This is a genomic window from Paractinoplanes bogorensis, from assembly GCF_018829635.1.
Classification (GTDB): domain Bacteria; phylum Actinomycetota; class Actinomycetes; order Mycobacteriales; family Micromonosporaceae; genus Actinoplanes; species Actinoplanes bogorensis.
The window spans coordinates 233,577-248,526 of record NZ_JAHKKG010000010.1 but is presented as its reverse complement, the minus strand read 5'-3'; the positions used below and the strand labels follow the sequence as shown (position 1 = coordinate 248,526).

The following is a 14,950-nucleotide window of genomic DNA, read 5'->3' as shown; positions in this document are numbered from 1 at the left end:
TCACGGCGAGCTAAGGAAACCCTGAAGGCCCGCTCGTTCAACGATTTCTCAGGAAGCCGTCCCTACCTTGCGGTCATGACCTCGTTGCTCGACCCCCAGTCCCTGATCGCCACGGTCGGCCTGATCGGCATCCTGGCGATCGTGTTCGCCGAGTCCGGCCTGCTGATCGGCTTCTTCCTGCCCGGCGACTCGCTGCTGTTCACCACCGGGCTGCTGGCCGCGGGCGGGGTGCTGCTGCACCAGCCGCTGTGGCTGATCTGCCTGCTCGTGTCGATCGCGGCCGTGGCCGGCGACCAGGTCGGCTATCTGTTCGGGCGGCGGGTCGGCCCGGCGCTGTTCCGGCGGCCCGACTCACGGCTGTTCAAGCAGGAGAACCTGGAGCGGGCCGGGTCGTTCTTCGAACGCTACGGCGCCCGGTCGATCGTGCTGGCCCGCTTCGTGCCGATCGTCCGCACGTTCACCCCGATCGTGGCCGGGGCCGGCCGGATGCACTACCGCACGTTCGTGCTGTTCAACGTCATCGGCGGCGTGCTCTGGGGCTGCGGCGTCACGATCGCAGGCTACTTCCTGGGCCAGATCGCCTTCGTCAAGGACCACATCGAGCTGATCCTGATCGGCATCGTGGTGGTCTCGCTGATCCCGGTGGCGCTCGAGCTGCTGCGCGCCCGGCGCCGTCAGCCCTCGTCGGCCAGCCGGTAACCGGCGCCGCGGACGGTCTCGATGGCGTTCCGGCCGAACGGGTGGTCGATCTTCTTGCGGAGGTAACCGATGTACACCTCGACGATGTTCGGATCGCCGTCGAAGTGCGCGTCCCACACGTTCTCGATGATCGCCGTCTTGGTCACCGCCTGGCCGCGGTGGCGCAGCAGGAACTCCAGCAGCGCGAACTCGCGCGGCGTGACCGCGATCGGGGTGTCGCCGCGCAGCACGCGCCGCTCGGCCGGGTCGAGGCGCAGGTCGCCCGCGCTGAGCACGGCCGGCCGCTCGGGGGCGCCGCGCCGGATCAGGGCCCGCAGATGCGCGATCAGCACCACGAACGAGAACGGCTTGATCAGATAGTCGTCGGCGCCCAGATCGAGGGCGTCGGCCTGGTCGTACTCGCCGTCCTTGGCCGTCAGCATGAGGATCGGGGTCCACACGCCCCGGCCGCGCAGCTGGCGGCACACCTCGTAACCACTGAGCCGGGGGAGCATGATGTCCAGCACGATCGCGTCGTACGCCCCGTGCGGCTGCTCGGTGGCGGTCCACAGTCCCTCGGCACCGTCATGGGTGAGGTCCACCGTGAAACCCGAACTCGTCAGCCCGTCGCGGATCGTCTCGGCCAGGCTGATCTCGTCCTCCACGACGAGCACACGCATGCTCTCCACCTTCCGGTCGGCCGCATTTCCGGCCGCGTCCTGGGCCGCTGGTTCGGCCGCTCTTTCGGCCGCGCCATGGTGCCTTGCTCGGGCTGAGGAAACGCTGAACCAGTGCGGTGCGGCGTGGATAGCCTGACCGCCATGCGACCACGTGTCCTGATGATGAGGTTACGGCGACGGCTCGGCGTGCGGATGCGGTCCGCGCTCGCGGCCGGGTTCGTCGTCGCCGTGGCCTCGGTGCTGGCCGGGGGCGTGCTGCTGGTCACCGCGCGCGGCATCCTGGTCGACAACGTCAACACCGCCGCCAACGACCGGATCAACCAGGTCACCGCCGCGCTCACCAGCGGCTCCGGTACGCAGCTGGAGTCGGCGCTGCGCCCGGCCGCCCCCGGCCGTACGGTCGTGCAGGTCCTCGACGCCGGCGGCACGGTCATCGGCGCGTCCGCCGCCATCACCGGGATCGGCCCGATGTCCGGCCTGCGGCCGCGGGCCGGCCAGCGCCAGCAGGAGACCCGGCACCTCGAGGTCGGCCAGGACGCGCCGTTCAAGATCTTCGCGGTCGGGGTCGCCACCTCGGACGGCCGGCGGACCGTGCTGGTGGCCGAGTCGATGGACGCGGTCGACGACGGCACCGAGGCGATCATCGCCGCGCTGCTGGTCGGCCTGCCGGTGCTGGCCCTGGTGGTCGGCGTGGCCACGTTCCTCTTCGTGGGCCGCACGCTGCGCCCGGTCGAGGCGATGCGCCGCCAGGCCGCCACGATCACTGCTACCAGCCTGCACACCCGCCTGCCGCGGCCGCCGGCCGACGATGAGATCGCGGCCCTCGCGACCACGATGAACACGATGCTCGACCGGATCGAGACCGCGTCCGAGGCGCAGCGCCGGTTCGTCGCCGACGCCAGCCACGAACTGCGCAGCCCCCTCGCCACCATCCACGCCAACGCCGACCTGCTGGCCGGGGCGGGCCTGGACGAGGGCCCGGCCCGGTCGGTGCAGCGCATCCACGCCGAGAGCCGGCGGATGGCCCGGCTCGTCGACGACCTGCTGCTGCTGGCCCGGGTCGACGACCACGGGCTGCGCATCCGGCACGACGAGGTCGACCTCGACGACCTGGTCTACCTGGAGCGTGAGCGGATCTCGGTCGAGCATCCGCACCTGCGGCTCGAGGGCGCGGTCGAGCCGGTCCGGGTCGGCGGTGACCCCGACCAGTTGCAACGGGTGCTGCGCAACCTGGTCGACAACGCGGTCCGGCACGCCCACGAGTCGGTGACGATCAGTCTGGCCGTACGCGACGGGTTCGGCGAGGTGGTGGTCGGCAACGACGGGCCGGCCATCGACGCCGCCGACCGCGACCGCATCTTCGACCGCTTCGTCCGGCTCGACGACAGCCGCTCCCGGCAGGGCGGTGGCACCGGGCTCGGGCTGCCCATCGCCCGCGACATCATCTCGGCCCACCGGGGGACGCTCACCGTCGACGACAGAACCGACGGCGCGGCGATGCGGGTCCGGATTCCGCTTTAAACCTACAATTTGTAGGAGAAGCGGACGAAGGAGACATCGTGGGCCGGATCGCGCGTACGGCAATGGCAGTTTCGACACTGGTGATGACCAGCCCCGGAGTAGCGGTCGCCGCGGCTTCTCCGCCCCGGCCCGACCATGTGGTGATCGTGGTGCTGGAGAACAAGCGCTACGACGCGGTGATCGGCGACTCCCGGACGCCGTGGGTCACCTCGCTGGCGGCGACTTCGGCCAACCTGACGAACTTCTACGCCGAGACGCATCCCAGTCAGCCCAACTATCTGGCGCTGTTCTCCGGCTCGACCCAGGGTGTGACCGACAACAAGTGCCCGCACAACCTGGGCAACCGGATCAACCTGGGCCGGCAGTTGCTCGACGCCGGTCATACTTTCGCCGGCTATTCCGAAGACCTTCCCCGTACGGGATGGCAGGGGTGCGGATCGCAGGGATACGTGCGCCGGCACAACCCGTGGGTCAACTTCGCCAACGTGCCGGCCACCGCGAACCGCCCGTACACCGACTTCCCCTCGGACTACCGCCGCCTGCCGACGCTCTCGTTCGTGATCCCGAACCTGTGCCACGACATGCACGACTGCCCCAAGGCCCAGGCCGACGCGTGGCTGAGAAGGGAGTTCGCCGGTTACGTGGCCTGGGCCAAGAGGAACAACAGCCTGTTCATCCTCACCTTCGACGAGGACAACCGGACCGGTGGCAATCACATCGCCACCGTCGTGGCCGGTGCCGGTGTCCGGGCCGGTGCCTATCGCACCCGGCTCGACCACTACGACCTGCTGCGCACGCTGCAGAAGATGTACGGACTGCCGCTCACCGGCGCGTCCCGCTGGCCGGACATGTGGACGCGCTAGCTCCTACAAATTGTAGGGGCTAGAGTCGTGCGATGGACGCGGATCTCGACGACCCACCGACTCTCACCGGCTCACTCAGCCTGAAGCTGGCCGCCCGCGCCGGTGCGGCCTTCGTGCTGCTGACCGTTCTGGTGGCGTCAAACTCGCCGGTGACGACGTTCGACGCGTGGGTCAGCCGCGGTGCGCACGCGCTGGCTCTGGCCGCTCCGCTCTGGCGCCAGACCATGGCGGTGGTGACCAACGCCGGCAGCACCACCATCATCCTGCCCCTGGCCGTCTTCGGCGGCCTGGTGCTGATCGTCCGGGGGCGCTGGCGGCAGGCCGTGTTCGTCGTGGTGGCGCTGACCGTGACGCTGTCGGCCCGCCTGATTGTTCTCGCGCTGGTGGCGCGTCCCCGCCCGGTCGACCAGCTGGCGCCCGCGGCGAACTACGCGTACCCCTCCGGGCACAGCATCGCCTCCGCGGCGGTGGCGCTGATCGTGGTCATGGTCGGCTGGCCCATGCTGCGCCGGCGGGGGGCTCGGATCGCGCTGGCCGTGGCGGCCGGAGTCGTGGCCCTGGCCGTGGGGGTGAGCCGGGTCGCGCTGGTCGTGCACTGGCCGACCGACGTGCTCGGGGCGTGGCTGTTCGTGCTCGCCGTGGTGCCGGCCGTCTGGTGGGTGCTGCGGCGCTGGCTCGGGCCGGCCCTCGTCGGCGCTTCGACCGCCGACCGCTAGGGCCGCGGCTCGGGTATCGGCCGTGGCTTGGGCACCGTCCGCGGCTCGGGTGGTGGCCGTTGCTTCGGTCGTCGGTGCTGGGCGCTCGGAAACCGGCGGCGGACGATCGGGCCACGGCCACAGTGGCCGGCGCTTCGCCGCTCGGGATCCGGCCGTGGCGGTCGTTACGGCTGGCGGCTCGCTGGTCGGGGTCCGGCCGTGGCGGGTGTGCCTGCTACGGCCGGCGACTGGCCGGTTCTCCGTCGACCGCGGCGGTGGGTGTGGCTTCTACGGCTTGTGGCCGGCCGCTCTGGTATCGGCCGTGGCTGGTCGGGGTGCGGTCGCGCGGTGGACGAAGGCGGGTGGCAGGTTGCGCCACACCACCCGGCTGGTGGTCGTGCGGCCGAAGCGCTGCTCCAACTCGGCGGCGAACCGGCGGCCGGGTGGTGTCCAGGCGGCGTGGGCGTACGCGAAGGTGGTGAAGGTGCCGGTGGGTGCGAGCACCTGAGTGACCGCGTCGAGGATGCGGTGGCGGACCGGCTCGGGCATCACGGTCCACGGGAGGCCGGACACCACGGCGTCGACCGGGCCGTCCACGAAGGCGGCTAGGTCGGTGGCGGAACCGTGCACGATGTCGACCGGTTCGGAGCGGTAGCGGTCGGTGAGGCGTACGGCGAAATGGGGGTTGATCTCGATCGCGATGATCCGGGTGCCCGGCCGGATCCGGCGGCGGATCGCCTTGGTGAACACGCCGGTGCCAGGGCCGAGCTCGACCACCGTGCGGGCCTGCTCGAGGCCGATGCCGTCAGTGATCATGCAGGCCAGGGCGGGCGAGCTTGCGGCGACGGCCCCGGTCAGCAGCGGGTGCCGGAGGAACTCGGTGAGGATCGACATGGCCGCCGACGCTAAGCGCCATGATCGTCGCCGCTCGTCCTCCCCGACGGCCGTCGTCGTCATCCCGTGGGAGGACGACCGGGCCGGACCGGGCTGCCTACCGTGGCGCCATGACATGGCGCCGGCTTGTGGTGGCCGTGGTTCTGGTGACGCCCGCGATCGTGGATCCGCCGGCCGGCCGGGCGTTCCCGGTGCAGGCGCTCGTGCTGGCCGGGCTGGTTCTCCCGCTGCTGAGCCGGCGCCGGCCGGTGGCGATGGCCTCGATCGTGCTCGCCGCCGCGTGGGCCGGGCTGATCATCGGCGCCTGGGCGGATCAGCTGCCGATGGCCCACCTGTCGATGGACGCCATGCTCTACCTGCTGGTCGTGGGCGGGCGGCGGCGGACGGCACTGGTGGCGGGCCCGGCGACGGTGGCCTTCTTCGCCGTCTGGTCGCTGGGCGTCGCGCCCGGGCCGGACGCCGGCTGGAGTGTGCTCACCCACCTTCTGCTGCTGGCCTCGGTGTGGTTGCTGGCCGAGTGGGTGCGGGCCCGGCGAAGCTATCTCGAGTCGGTCGAGCGGCGGGCCGAGCTGGCCGACTCCGAACGGCGGGCTTTGGCCCGGGCCGCGGCGGCCGAGGAGCGGACCCGGATCGCGCGGGAACTGCACGACGTGCTGGCCCACAGCGTGAGCGTGATGGTGGTGAACGCCGAGGGCGCGCAGCTGATGCGGGATCGGGACCCCGCCGTGGTGGACCGGACGCTGCAGTTCGTGAGCACGACCGGACGGGAGGCCCTGGCCGAGTTGCGCCGCTTGCTGACCGTGCTGGACGAGCCGGGCGAGGTGGACGACGGCGGACCTTCGCCGCAACCGGCGCTGGCCGATCTGCCCGCGCTGACGGCGGGAGTGGACCGAGCCACTCTGCGGATCACCGGGAGTTACGCCGGCGTGCCGGTCGGGGCGGCGATGCAGGTCTATCGGATCGTCCAGGAGGCCCTGACCAACGTGATCAAACACGCCGGAGACGGCGCGAGCGCTTCGGTCACGGTCGACCTCGGGCAATCCGGTCCACGGCGGCTGGTGCGGATCGAGGTGCGCGACGACGGGAACTCGCAGTCGTCAGGGCGGCCTTTCCCGGGACGGAGCGTTGCCGGGCTGCCCTCCTCGGGGCGAGGGATCGCCGGGATGCGTGAGCGCGTTGCCATGTTCGGCGGCACGCTCGCAGCCGGCCCGCGATCCGGGGGCGGGTTCCGGGTGCTCGCCACGCTGCCTATCGGCGCGGGGCCCTCGCGACGGCAGCCGGTCACAGCGGCTCCTCAGGCGGTCGGCGACACCATGTCCGGATGGCCGAGCAGTCACCGGCGCGGGTTCTGATCTGCGACGACCAGGAGATGATGCGGGTCGGGCTGCGCATGGTGGTGGAGAGCCAGCCCGACCTGACCGTGGCCGGCGAGGCGGCCGACGGGCTCCGGGCGGTCGCGGCCGCTGCCGAGCACCGGCCGGACGTGGTGCTGATGGATGTCCGCATGCCCGTCCTGGACGGGGTGACCGCGGCCGCCCGCATCCGGGCCGCGCACCCCGGTATCCGGATCCTGATGGTCACCACCTTCGACCTCGACGAGTACGCCTTCTCGGCGCTGCGCGCGGGGGCCGACGGCTTCCTCGTGAAGGACGCCCCGGCCGCGGAGATGCTGGTGGCGATCCGGGGTGTGCTGCGCGGTGACCCGATGCTCGCGCCGTCGGTCACCCGGAGGCTGATCGACCGCTATGTCACCGCCGGAAGCGAGCCGCGGCCCGACGACCGGCTGCGGCGGCTGACCGAGCGTGAGGCCGAGGTGCTCGGGCTGATCGCGCGGGGCCTGAGCAACGCCGAGATCGCCGGGCGGCTGTACCTGGGGGAGACCACGGTGAAGACCCACGTACGGCGGATCCTGCGCAAACTCGAGGTCCGGGACCGGATCGGGGCGGTCGTGGTCGCGTACGAGAGCGGGCTGTGCCGTCCCTCTTAGCGGGCTTGGCGGTCGCGGCGGCGGGCGCGCAGCAGCTCGATGCCGATCGGGACGACCGAGACGACGACGATCGCGATCAGGATGAACTCGATGTTGTTCTTGACGAACGGGATCTGGCCCAGGAAATAGCCGAGGATCGTGACGCCGCAGCCCCACAGGGCGCCGCCGATCACGTTGTAGATCAGGAACGTGCGGTAGTGCATGTGGCTCGCCCCGGCCACGATCGGGGTGAACGTGCGGACGATCGGCACGAAGCGGGCCAGCACGATCGAGCGGGCGCCGTACTTGTCGAAGAACTCGCGGGCCCGGGTCAGGTTCTCCTGCTTGAAGACGCGCGAGTCGGGGCGGCGGAACAGCGCGGGCCCGAAGCGGCGGCCGAACACGTAGCCGAACTGGTCGCCGGCGATCGCCGCCACCGAGATCAGCAGGCACATCAGCCACAGCGGCTGGTGCAGATAGGTGCCGTCGGCTACGAGCAGGCCGGTGGTGAACAGCAGCGAGTCGCCGGGCAGGAAGAACCCGATCAGCAGGCCGGACTCGGCGAACACGATGGCCAGGATGCCGATCAGCCCGAACGTGGAGATCAGCCACTCCGGATCGAGCCACGTTGGTCCCAGAGCCGTGGTCATCAAGGTTCCCTTTCCTGCCGGCTGCTTAGTCCTGTCCATGCCCGAGCCGGGCCCGGCCAAACCTACATGCTGTAGGTGCGGGAGGGGGCGATGAGGTCGGAGGGGCGTTGGTCAGGCGGTGACGGGGGTGCGTTTCGGGGCGGGGCGGAAGAACAGAAGCAGCACGACTACGGCGTACAGGAACCAGATTGTCGCCTCGAGAACCGTGGCGACGGGCGTGATGTTGATCGTCGCGGCCAGCAGAGTGCCGTACCAGGAGGCGGGCTCGACGGTGGTGGAGACGTCGTAGGCGAGGTTGGTGCCGCCGGGCAGCAGGCCGGCCATCTGGAAGCCGTGCACGGCGTACTTGGCGATGCCCGCCGCGACCAGGATCAGCAGCACGCCGGTCCAGGTGAACAGGCGGCCCAGGTTGACCCGGGCGACCGCCGCGTACATCAGCCAGCCGAGCAGGACGGCCGCGGCCACTCCGGCGATCATGCCGAGCAGAGGGGCCAGGGTCTCGCTGGCGGCCTGCGCGGCCGAGAAGACCAGCAGCACCATCTCGACGCCCTCACGGATGACGGCGACGAAGGCCAGCGCGGCGACCGCGGTCCGGCCGAGGCCCAGGGCTTCGGTGAGGCGTCCGGTCAGCTCGGTCTTGAGGGTGCGGGCGCTGCGCCGCATCCAGAAGATCATCCACGTCACCATGGCCACCGCGACGAGCGAGGTAAAAGCTTCAAACAGTTCCAGCCGTACGCCGGACAGGAGTGACGTGGCCACATAAGTGAGCACGACGCCGAGCGCGGCCGCGCACAGCACCGCCGCGGCGACTCCGGCCCACAGCGGCCGCAGCGCGTCGCGTCGCTCGGAGCGGGCCAGGACGGTCAGCAGGATGGAGACGACGAGTGCCGCCTCGAGACCGTCCCGCAGGCCGATGAGAAAACTGGCGAAGAAAGCGCCGCCCACGCGAACTCCCTGCTTGGTGAGCCTTACCTAACTCGCCCAAGCTCCTACAGTCTGTCGGAGATGTCAAGCCGGGCGGCGCCCAGGTGGCTGTTCAGCGACTTCTTAGCAACGGCGGGGGAGATTGCCGTCGTGAACTATCACCTCTTCGAACTGATCAACGGCGCGGCCGGCCGGCGCGACGGCGTGGACGACCTGATGGAGTTCGCGGCCACGTGGCTCGTCTACCCGGTCTTCGCGGTGCTCGCCGTGCTGGCCGGGCTGTCGCTGCGCCGGCGTCAGTGGCAGCCGGTGGCTCAGCTCGGGGCGGCGCTGGTCGCCGCGTTCGCCATGGCCCAGGTGCTCGCCCACGTGAGCAACCAGGTCCGCCCGTTCCAGAGCCACCCGGTGCACCAGCTGATCGCGCACGGTCCCGGCGTCTCGCTGCCGAGCGACCACGCCACGGCCGCGTTCGCGATCGCCTTCGGCGTGTACGCGTTCCTCAGCCACCGCTGGGGTCTGGCGCTGACCGGGGCCGCCCTGGTGATCGGATTCGCGCGGATCTGGGTCGGCGTGCACTACCCCGGCGACGTCCTCGCCGGCGCGGTCATCGCGCTGCTGGCGGTACTCGAGGTCCTGACCGCGGTTCGCATGTACGCCGTACGGGGCGACCGCCGCTACGAGCGCATCTAGACGGCGGACGCCGCGGTCAGGTTGCGGAGTGCGCGGGCGCGTCAGCTCGGCTCGCGGGGGCGCGGGCGTCGGCGGGGCCGGGTGCGGCGCCGGCTGCGGGTCGGGTCATTTCGAGTCGCGGGCCCGACTGCCGGGGTCTGGTCGCGGTGTGCGGCGGGTCGCGGGCCCGGCCGTCGGGGTCTGGTCGCGGTGTGTGGCGGCTTGAGCGGGTCGCGGGCCCGGAAGCCGGGGTCAGGCCGCGGGGTTGCGTCAGCTCGGCTCGCGGGTTCGGCCGTCGGGGTCAGGTCGCGGCGTGCAGTAGTTCGAGCAGGTCTCGGGCGGCCTCGAGGGTCCACACGAGGGAGAAGCCGGCCAGGGCGATCGGCAGGATCAGGAGTGACCGGGCGAGACGGCGCCGGCGCGGGCGGAGCAGTTCGCGGACGCGTCGCGGCACCACGCCGGGCTGGTCGGCCAGGTGCAGGCCCGGGCCGGCGCCCGTGCCGGCCAGCGCCGCCGTGCCGACGGCCAGGGCGACCGAGCGGCGGTCGCCGACCGAGACGGCGGCCGACTCGTCGGCGGCGCGCTCGATCAGATAGTCGACCCGGCGGGCCAGGATCCGCAGCAGCGGATGAAGTGCGCACGCGAGCTCGGCCATCCGGGCCAGGCGGTGGTGGCCGCCGCGCAGGTGTTCCCGCTCGTGGGCCAGCAGTGCGGCGATCTGGCGGTCGTCGAGCAGGTCGAGCATGCCGGTGGTGACCACGATGCGGGCGGGCGGCCCCTCGATGCTGAACGCCTCGGGTGCCGGGTCGGGCACGACCAGCACCTCGCGGTCACTGGGCAACCCGGCGAACCCGGCCGCGAACGCGAGGGCCGCGCGGTGGCGGTTCCGCGTACGGAAAAATGCTGTTGCCGCAATGGGAAGAAGCGCCAGCGACAGCCACGACACCCACGGGACCGCGCGAGTGTCGTTGGCCACGACGTCGCTCGACCAGCCGAACACCCGGCCCGCCGCGGGCAGTTCGGCCAGCGCCTTGACCGCGAACAGCACCAGGTTGGCCGTGCTCGCCGCGGCGGCCCCGGCCGCGGACCAGGCCAGCACGGCGGCGGCGCGGCGGGGCGGCATGAAATCGGACGCGAGCAACGCCACGGCGACCGTCAGGGCCGGCACGAGCAGCACCGACCAGGCGAAATGATCGAACATCCGCTCCCACCCGCCCGGCCGTCGGTCTGTGGCTGTTGCTGAAGAGGTTATCCTGACCGCGGAGGGCGGCCACTGTGACGACGAAGGACGGACGGCGAGCGCCGGGCACGCTGGAGGCGTCGGTCATGGCGGCTCTCTGGGCGGCCGGGCGGCCGATGTCCGCGACCGAGGTGCTCGACGAGGTCGGCGGCGACCTGGCCTACAACACGGTGCAGACCATCCTGATCCGCCTGCACGAAAAGGCGGTGCTCGACCGGCGGCGCGAAGGGCGCGGGCACGTCTACTGGCCGGTCGAGGACGCGTCGACCGCGGCCGCGTCCCAGATGCGGGCGGCCCTGGCCAACCGGCCCGACCGGCACGCTGTGCTGCAGCGCTTCGCCGCCTCGCTCGACCAGGCCGACGCCGACGCCCTGCGGCAGATGCTGGCCGAGACCGAGCACAAACGCGGCGCATGAGGTTCGCCGTCTATCTGCCGCTGCTGCTGGCTCTGCCGCTCACTTTGACGGCCCGGCGGATCGCCGCGCGTGGTCGTCCCGGGCCGGCGGCGTGGACCCTGACGGCGGTCGCCGTCGTGACCGCGGCCGCCTCGACGTGGTCGCTCCTGCTGCTGGCGCTCACCATGCTCGACGACGTGCCGCCGCTCTCGGCCCTCGACAACGACCCGGCCCTCGAGCTGCCCGAGCCCGTGCCCGGGCCGGTCGCCCTGCTCGCCGGGATCCTGCTGCTCTGGGCCGGGCTGCGGCTCTGCCGGGCGGTCCGGCTGCGCGTCACCACGGTCCGCGAGTTGCGCGCGATCGGCACGCCGGGCGAGGCGCTCGTGGTGGCCGACCTGACCGTGCCGATGGCGGTGGCCGTGCCCGGCACGATCCGCCGCCGAGGCTGGCTGCTGATGACCACCGGGATCCTGCGGCTGCTCGACGCCGAGGAGAGGCGGGTCGTCCTCGCGCACGAGCGCGCCCACCTCGAACGCGGGCATCACCGGCTCACCGCCGCCGCGGCCGCGGCCGCGGCCGTCAACCCACTGCTGATCCCGGTCCGGGAGGCGGTCGACTTCCTGGTCGAACGCTGGGCCGACGAGGACGCCGCGGTTGAGGTCGGCAGCCGTGAGCTCACCGCCCAGGCAGTGGCCCGGGCGTCGCTCGCCGCCAGTTCCGCGCCCGGGGCCGCGCTGGGCATCGGTGGTGGAGTCGCCGTCCAGCGGGTGCGCGCTCTGCTGGGCCCGCCACCCGGCCGGACCCGTCGCCGGCTCGTCACGCCCGTGCTCCTCGGGGCCGTGTTGCTCGCTGTCGTCGCGGTGACCACCGTCGAGTTCATCGCGCTGGCCCAGGCCTGGATCTGACCGGTTCGTGGCCCCGGGAGTCCGGCCGGCCCGGGACTGGATCTGATCGGTTCGTGGCCCCGGGAGTCCGGCCGGCCCGGGACTGGATCTGATCGGTTTGCGGCCCGTGAATCCGGCCCGCCCGGGACCGGGATCCGACCGGTTCGTTCCGTCCGGATTCCGCATGATCGGCCGGCTCCGGTCAGGCTGAGATCAGCGGATGGGCCGATCGGCAAGTCCGCGCATTCAGCGGACCTTAATGCGCTGGGCGGCAAGGTGAGGGTCCCCAGAGACGTCGACCCGATGAGGTGCCTCGTGACCGAGCTAGCCACCCGTAAACCTCCCGCCGAGCCCGATCCGGCCCGCGTCCGCTGCTCGGACGCCGACCGGGAGCGGGTGTCGGCCCGACTGCGCGACGCCGCGAGCGAGGGCCGGCTGACGATGGAGGAGCTCGACGAGCGCCTGGCCGGTGTCTACGCCGCCAAGCACCACGACGAGCTGAAGCCCCTGATGGCCGACCTGCCGGACGCCGAGCGCACCCGGACCGGCTGGCGGCGGATCTTCGACCTGCTGCGCGCCCAACTGATCATGGAATGGTTGATCCTGCGCGGTCGGGCCGAGGGTTCCAAGGTTCGCCGGTTGGTGGTGGCCGGCGCCCTTGTTCTCTTCGTTCTCTTCCTGCTCGGTAGCGCGGTCGGCGCCTTCGCCGGTGACGGTTTCGAACATCACGGGATCGAGCACAGCGGCGGATTCGAGCGCGGCGACTGATTCTCTTTACCTTCTCCAGCCCCAGGCCTTCTGGCCTGGGGTTTTCTTTGCTCAATGAATGCTTACATAAGAATCTCTTGAGAGCATTCTGCGCCCCTTTAAGAATCGTCGATGCCAGGCTGGTTCAAGGTTCCTGATAGCTCATTCATAGGCTTTCCGGCGATTCTTCGAGAACCAAGGAAATGCCGAACGAGAATCGGGAGAATCGATGCGATCGAGCAAACTGGTCAAGCGCGCGGGACTGGCGGCGGCCGGAGCCGTGGCGGCCGGCGCCTTCGTGCTGGGCGGAACCGCGATGGCCGACGCGGCCACCGGCAAGGCGTCGCCGGGCGCCTCGGCCGGCGCGACCGCCGAGGGCGGCCGGGGCGGCGGGTCCCACACCGCGGTGACCGGGGACGAACTGGTCAAGGTGACGGCGGCGGTTCAGGCCAAGGACTCCGCGGTGACGGTGACGAGCGTGCGCAAGGACGGCGACGGCTCGTACGACGTGTTCGGCACCAAGGCCGGCGCCGCGATCGGCTACGACGTGAGCGCCGACCTGAAGACGCTCACCGAACGGACCGGCCGGGGCGAGGGCAAGGGCCACGGCGGCGGGTCGAACGCCACCGCGGTGACCGGGGACGAGCTGGCCAAGGTGACGGCGGCGGCCAAGGCCCACGATGCCGCCCTCACGGTGACCGGCGTGCGCAAGGACCCCGACGGTTCCTACGACGTCGCCGGCACCAGGGGCGGGACGGAGGTCGACTACGACGTCAGCGCCGACCTGAAGACGTTCACCCAGCGCCAGGAGCGCGGATAGCCGAACGCCGGGGGCCGACAAAGGCCCCCGGCACCAGCACGTCGAGAGGTCTCAGACGCCGTCGTACGTGTTCAGCGTGCCGATCAGAGCGGTCAGCGCGGCCGTCGACTCGGTCTGGGTCGGCTTGCTCGCGCGCAGCGAGGTCAGCACGGTGTCGATCTCGCCGTCGAGCGTGCCCCACTTGGCCGGGTCGCGGGGTTTGAGGCCGGCCTCGGCCGAGTCCCAGGCCACCTCGAGCTCCTTCACGCTGGTCTTGCCGCCGGCCAGGTCGCCCGCGTCGACCTTTGTCTTGACGCCCTCGGCGATCACGACGAAGGAGCTCACGTCGCCCAGCGCCGTCGTCGGGTGCACGGCTGTCGTGGTGCCTGAGGAAACGGACGAACCGGAGGAGCCGGAGGGGGCGGCCATGGTGCTGAGCAGGAAGCCGGCGGCTGCGACGACCACGACCCCGGACGCGGCCCACGCGTAGTCGCTGCGGTAGCCGCCGGCCGGCTCGGCGCCCTTGGCGGTCAGCCCGTGCCGGCTGACCATCACCTGCTCGCGGGTCACCAGCACCAGGATCAGCGCGAAGAACAGCAGGCTGGTCGTGCTGGCCCCGAGGGCCAGGCCGCCGAAGTCCTTCGACTGGGTGAGCAGGTCGCCCAGGGAGGCGCCGAGCGGGCGGGTCAGCACGTACGCGATCCAGAATGTCAGCACCACGCCCGCCCCGGCCCGCTTGGCGATCCAGGTGAGCAGGATCAGCGCGCCGAAGATCAGGGTGCCGTTGCGGAATCCGAGGCTGAGCGCCTCGGTGGCCAGGTCGCCGGCGGCGGTGCCGAGGGCGAACGTGGTGAGGATGGCGCCCCAGTAGAAGGCCTCCCGCCGCGGCGTGTCGATCGAGGCGATGGCCAGGGTGCGCTCCTGGCGGTACCAGGCGAAGAAGACCACCGCGAGGATCACCGCGAAGGCGATCGTGCTGACGTGGAGCGGCACGCCCAGGGTGTCGGTGAGGAAATCGGTGATCTGAGTGCCGACGATGCTCACCAGCACCACGCACAGCCAGTAGATCCAGGGTGTGTATCGGGTGGTCCGGAACTGCACGGCCAGCGCCACCGCGAGCACGGTCAGCATGATGGCGTCGGTCACCAGCGGGCCCAGCCCGACGTTGACCGAGAGATAGTCGGCGAACGTCTCGCCGACCGTGGTGGACAGGACCTTGATGACCCAGAACGTCGCGGTGATCGCGGGAACCTTGGTCAGCCAGGAGGTCGGCATGCGGTGGGTTTCAATCATGACCGGAACGATCACGGTCCGGCGCTGAGCGTTTGCTGAACGACCCGAACGG

At 71.3% G+C, this 14,950-nt stretch carries 17 protein-coding genes; 11 read left to right on the top strand and 6 right to left on the bottom strand.

The window, feature by feature from the left end; translation table 11 throughout:
* Positions 1-75 precede the first annotated feature (75 nt).
* On the top strand, positions 76-699 hold the full coding sequence (locus KOI35_RS31225; protein WP_215792245.1) for a DedA family protein: 624 nt from the start codon (positions 76-78) through the stop codon (positions 697-699).
* Here KOI35_RS31225 and KOI35_RS31220 read toward each other — a convergent pair.
* Positions 675-1,358, bottom strand: a complete 684-nt coding sequence (locus KOI35_RS31220; protein ID WP_215792244.1) for a response regulator transcription factor — start codon at positions 1,356-1,358, stop codon at positions 675-677. The genes KOI35_RS31225 and KOI35_RS31220 overlap by 25 nt on opposite strands.
* Positions 1,359-1,499: 141 nt before the next feature.
* Here KOI35_RS31220 and KOI35_RS31215 point away from each other — a divergent pair, with 141 nt between their 5' ends.
* From KOI35_RS31215 to KOI35_RS31205, 3 genes are read left to right on the top strand one after another with little or no spacing between them, the layout of a single operon-like run.
* Positions 1,500-2,879 carry a sensor histidine kinase gene (locus tag KOI35_RS31215; RefSeq protein WP_246614060.1) on the top strand — a complete coding sequence of 460 codons (1,380 nt, stop codon included), beginning with the start codon at positions 1,500-1,502 and terminating at the stop codon, positions 2,877-2,879.
* A 38-nt stretch (positions 2,880-2,917) separates the two neighbouring features.
* Entirely contained in the window at positions 2,918-3,742 is an 825-nt protein-coding gene (locus KOI35_RS31210) for an alkaline phosphatase family protein (RefSeq protein ID WP_308121230.1), read from the top strand.
* A gap of 32 nt (positions 3,743-3,774) precedes the next feature.
* Complete coding sequence (locus KOI35_RS31205) at positions 3,775-4,458, top strand: phosphatase PAP2 family protein (RefSeq protein WP_215792243.1); 684 nt, start codon at positions 3,775-3,777, stop codon at positions 4,456-4,458.
* A gap of 267 nt (positions 4,459-4,725) precedes the next feature.
* Here the strand turns inward: KOI35_RS31205 and KOI35_RS31200 are convergent, their stop codons facing one another.
* The gene (locus tag KOI35_RS31200; protein ID WP_215792242.1) at positions 4,726-5,331 is read right to left on the bottom strand and encodes a class I SAM-dependent methyltransferase; all 606 of its coding nucleotides are present in this window, start codon (positions 5,329-5,331) and stop codon (positions 4,726-4,728) included.
* Between the two features lie 110 nt (positions 5,332-5,441).
* Here KOI35_RS31200 and KOI35_RS31195 point away from each other — a divergent pair, with 110 nt between their 5' ends.
* Positions 5,442-6,683 (top strand): sensor histidine kinase, encoded by a 1,242-nt coding sequence (locus KOI35_RS31195; RefSeq protein WP_215792241.1) that lies wholly within the window; start codon positions 5,442-5,444, stop codon positions 6,681-6,683.
* The gene (locus KOI35_RS31190) at positions 6,653-7,318 is read left to right on the top strand and encodes a response regulator (protein WP_215792240.1); all 666 of its coding nucleotides are present in this window, start codon (positions 6,653-6,655) and stop codon (positions 7,316-7,318) included. Before KOI35_RS31195 ends, KOI35_RS31190 begins: the two co-directional genes overlap by 31 nt.
* On the opposite strand, the gene KOI35_RS31185 is transcribed toward KOI35_RS31190, so the two are convergent.
* Positions 7,315-7,947: a DedA family protein gene (locus KOI35_RS31185; RefSeq protein WP_215792239.1), complete on the bottom strand. Its 633-nt coding sequence runs from the start codon at positions 7,945-7,947 to the stop codon at positions 7,315-7,317. The two genes, KOI35_RS31190 and KOI35_RS31185, sit on opposite strands and share 4 nt — an antisense overlap.
* Positions 7,948-8,058: 111 nt before the next feature.
* Entirely contained in the window at positions 8,059-8,892 is an 834-nt protein-coding gene (gene efeU / locus KOI35_RS31180) for an iron uptake transporter permease EfeU (protein WP_215792238.1), read from the bottom strand.
* A gap of 129 nt (positions 8,893-9,021) precedes the next feature.
* On the opposite strand from efeU, the gene KOI35_RS47795 reads away from it, so the two are divergent.
* Positions 9,022-9,561 (top strand): phosphatase PAP2 family protein, encoded by a 540-nt coding sequence (locus KOI35_RS47795; protein ID WP_215792237.1) that lies wholly within the window; start codon positions 9,022-9,024, stop codon positions 9,559-9,561.
* 280 nt (positions 9,562-9,841) lie between these two features.
* On the opposite strand, the gene KOI35_RS31170 is transcribed toward KOI35_RS47795, so the two are convergent.
* Entirely contained in the window at positions 9,842-10,741 is a 900-nt protein-coding gene (locus KOI35_RS31170) for a M56 family metallopeptidase (protein ID WP_215792236.1), read from the bottom strand.
* Positions 10,742-10,815: 74 nt separating this feature from the next.
* Between KOI35_RS31170 and KOI35_RS31165 the strand changes: the two genes are divergently transcribed.
* The 4 genes from KOI35_RS31165 to KOI35_RS31150 all read left to right on the top strand — a co-directional run bounded on the left by KOI35_RS31165 (position 10,816) and on the right by KOI35_RS31150 (position 13,626).
* Positions 10,816-11,196: a BlaI/MecI/CopY family transcriptional regulator gene (locus KOI35_RS31165; protein WP_308121229.1), complete on the top strand. Its 381-nt coding sequence runs from the start codon at positions 10,816-10,818 to the stop codon at positions 11,194-11,196.
* Entirely contained in the window at positions 11,193-12,080 is an 888-nt protein-coding gene (locus KOI35_RS31160; protein ID WP_215792235.1) for a M48 family metalloprotease, read from the top strand. The genes KOI35_RS31165 and KOI35_RS31160 overlap by 4 nt, the downstream gene beginning before the upstream one ends.
* 294 nt (positions 12,081-12,374) lie before the next feature.
* Complete coding sequence (locus KOI35_RS31155) at positions 12,375-12,827, top strand: DUF1707 SHOCT-like domain-containing protein (protein ID WP_308121228.1); 453 nt, start codon at positions 12,375-12,377, stop codon at positions 12,825-12,827.
* A 208-nt stretch (positions 12,828-13,035) separates the two neighbouring features.
* Positions 13,036-13,626, top strand: coding sequence for a hypothetical protein (locus KOI35_RS31150; protein WP_215792233.1), 591 nt, complete (start codon positions 13,036-13,038; stop codon positions 13,624-13,626).
* 51 nt (positions 13,627-13,677) lie between these two features.
* Here the strand turns inward: KOI35_RS31150 and KOI35_RS31145 are convergent, their stop codons facing one another.
* A complete protein-coding gene (locus tag KOI35_RS31145) occupies positions 13,678-14,898 on the bottom strand; it encodes a COG4705 family protein (RefSeq protein ID WP_215792232.1) in 1,221 nt (406 codons plus the stop codon).
* Positions 14,899-14,950: the final 52 nt, after the last annotated feature.

Excerpts from the sequence above, each read along its gene's own strand:
- KOI35_RS31225 (WP_215792245.1), top strand. The coding sequence starts at position 76 with ATGACCTCGTTGCTCGACCCCCAGTCCCTGATCGCCACGGTCGGCCTG.
- KOI35_RS31220 (WP_215792244.1), bottom strand. The coding sequence starts at position 1,358 with ATGCGTGTGCTCGTCGTGGAGGACGAGATCAGCCTGGCCGAGACGATC.
- KOI35_RS31215 (WP_246614060.1), top strand. The coding sequence starts at position 1,500 with ATGCGACCACGTGTCCTGATGATGAGGTTACGGCGACGGCTCGGCGTG.
- KOI35_RS31205 (WP_215792243.1), top strand. The coding sequence starts at position 3,775 with ATGGACGCGGATCTCGACGACCCACCGACTCTCACCGGCTCACTCAGC.
- KOI35_RS31200 (WP_215792242.1), bottom strand. The coding sequence starts at position 5,331 with ATGTCGATCCTCACCGAGTTCCTCCGGCACCCGCTGCTGACCGGGGCC.
- KOI35_RS31195 (WP_215792241.1), top strand. The coding sequence starts at position 5,442 with ATGACATGGCGCCGGCTTGTGGTGGCCGTGGTTCTGGTGACGCCCGCG.
- KOI35_RS31190 (WP_215792240.1), top strand. The coding sequence starts at position 6,653 with ATGGCCGAGCAGTCACCGGCGCGGGTTCTGATCTGCGACGACCAGGAG.
- KOI35_RS31185 (WP_215792239.1), bottom strand. The coding sequence starts at position 7,947 with ATGACCACGGCTCTGGGACCAACGTGGCTCGATCCGGAGTGGCTGATC.
- KOI35_RS31170 (WP_215792236.1), bottom strand. The coding sequence starts at position 10,741 with ATGTTCGATCATTTCGCCTGGTCGGTGCTGCTCGTGCCGGCCCTGACG.
- KOI35_RS31160 (WP_215792235.1), top strand. The coding sequence starts at position 11,193 with ATGAGGTTCGCCGTCTATCTGCCGCTGCTGCTGGCTCTGCCGCTCACT.
- KOI35_RS31150 (WP_215792233.1), top strand. The coding sequence starts at position 13,036 with ATGCGATCGAGCAAACTGGTCAAGCGCGCGGGACTGGCGGCGGCCGGA.
- KOI35_RS31145 (WP_215792232.1), bottom strand. The coding sequence starts at position 14,898 with ATGATTGAAACCCACCGCATGCCGACCTCCTGGCTGACCAAGGTTCCC.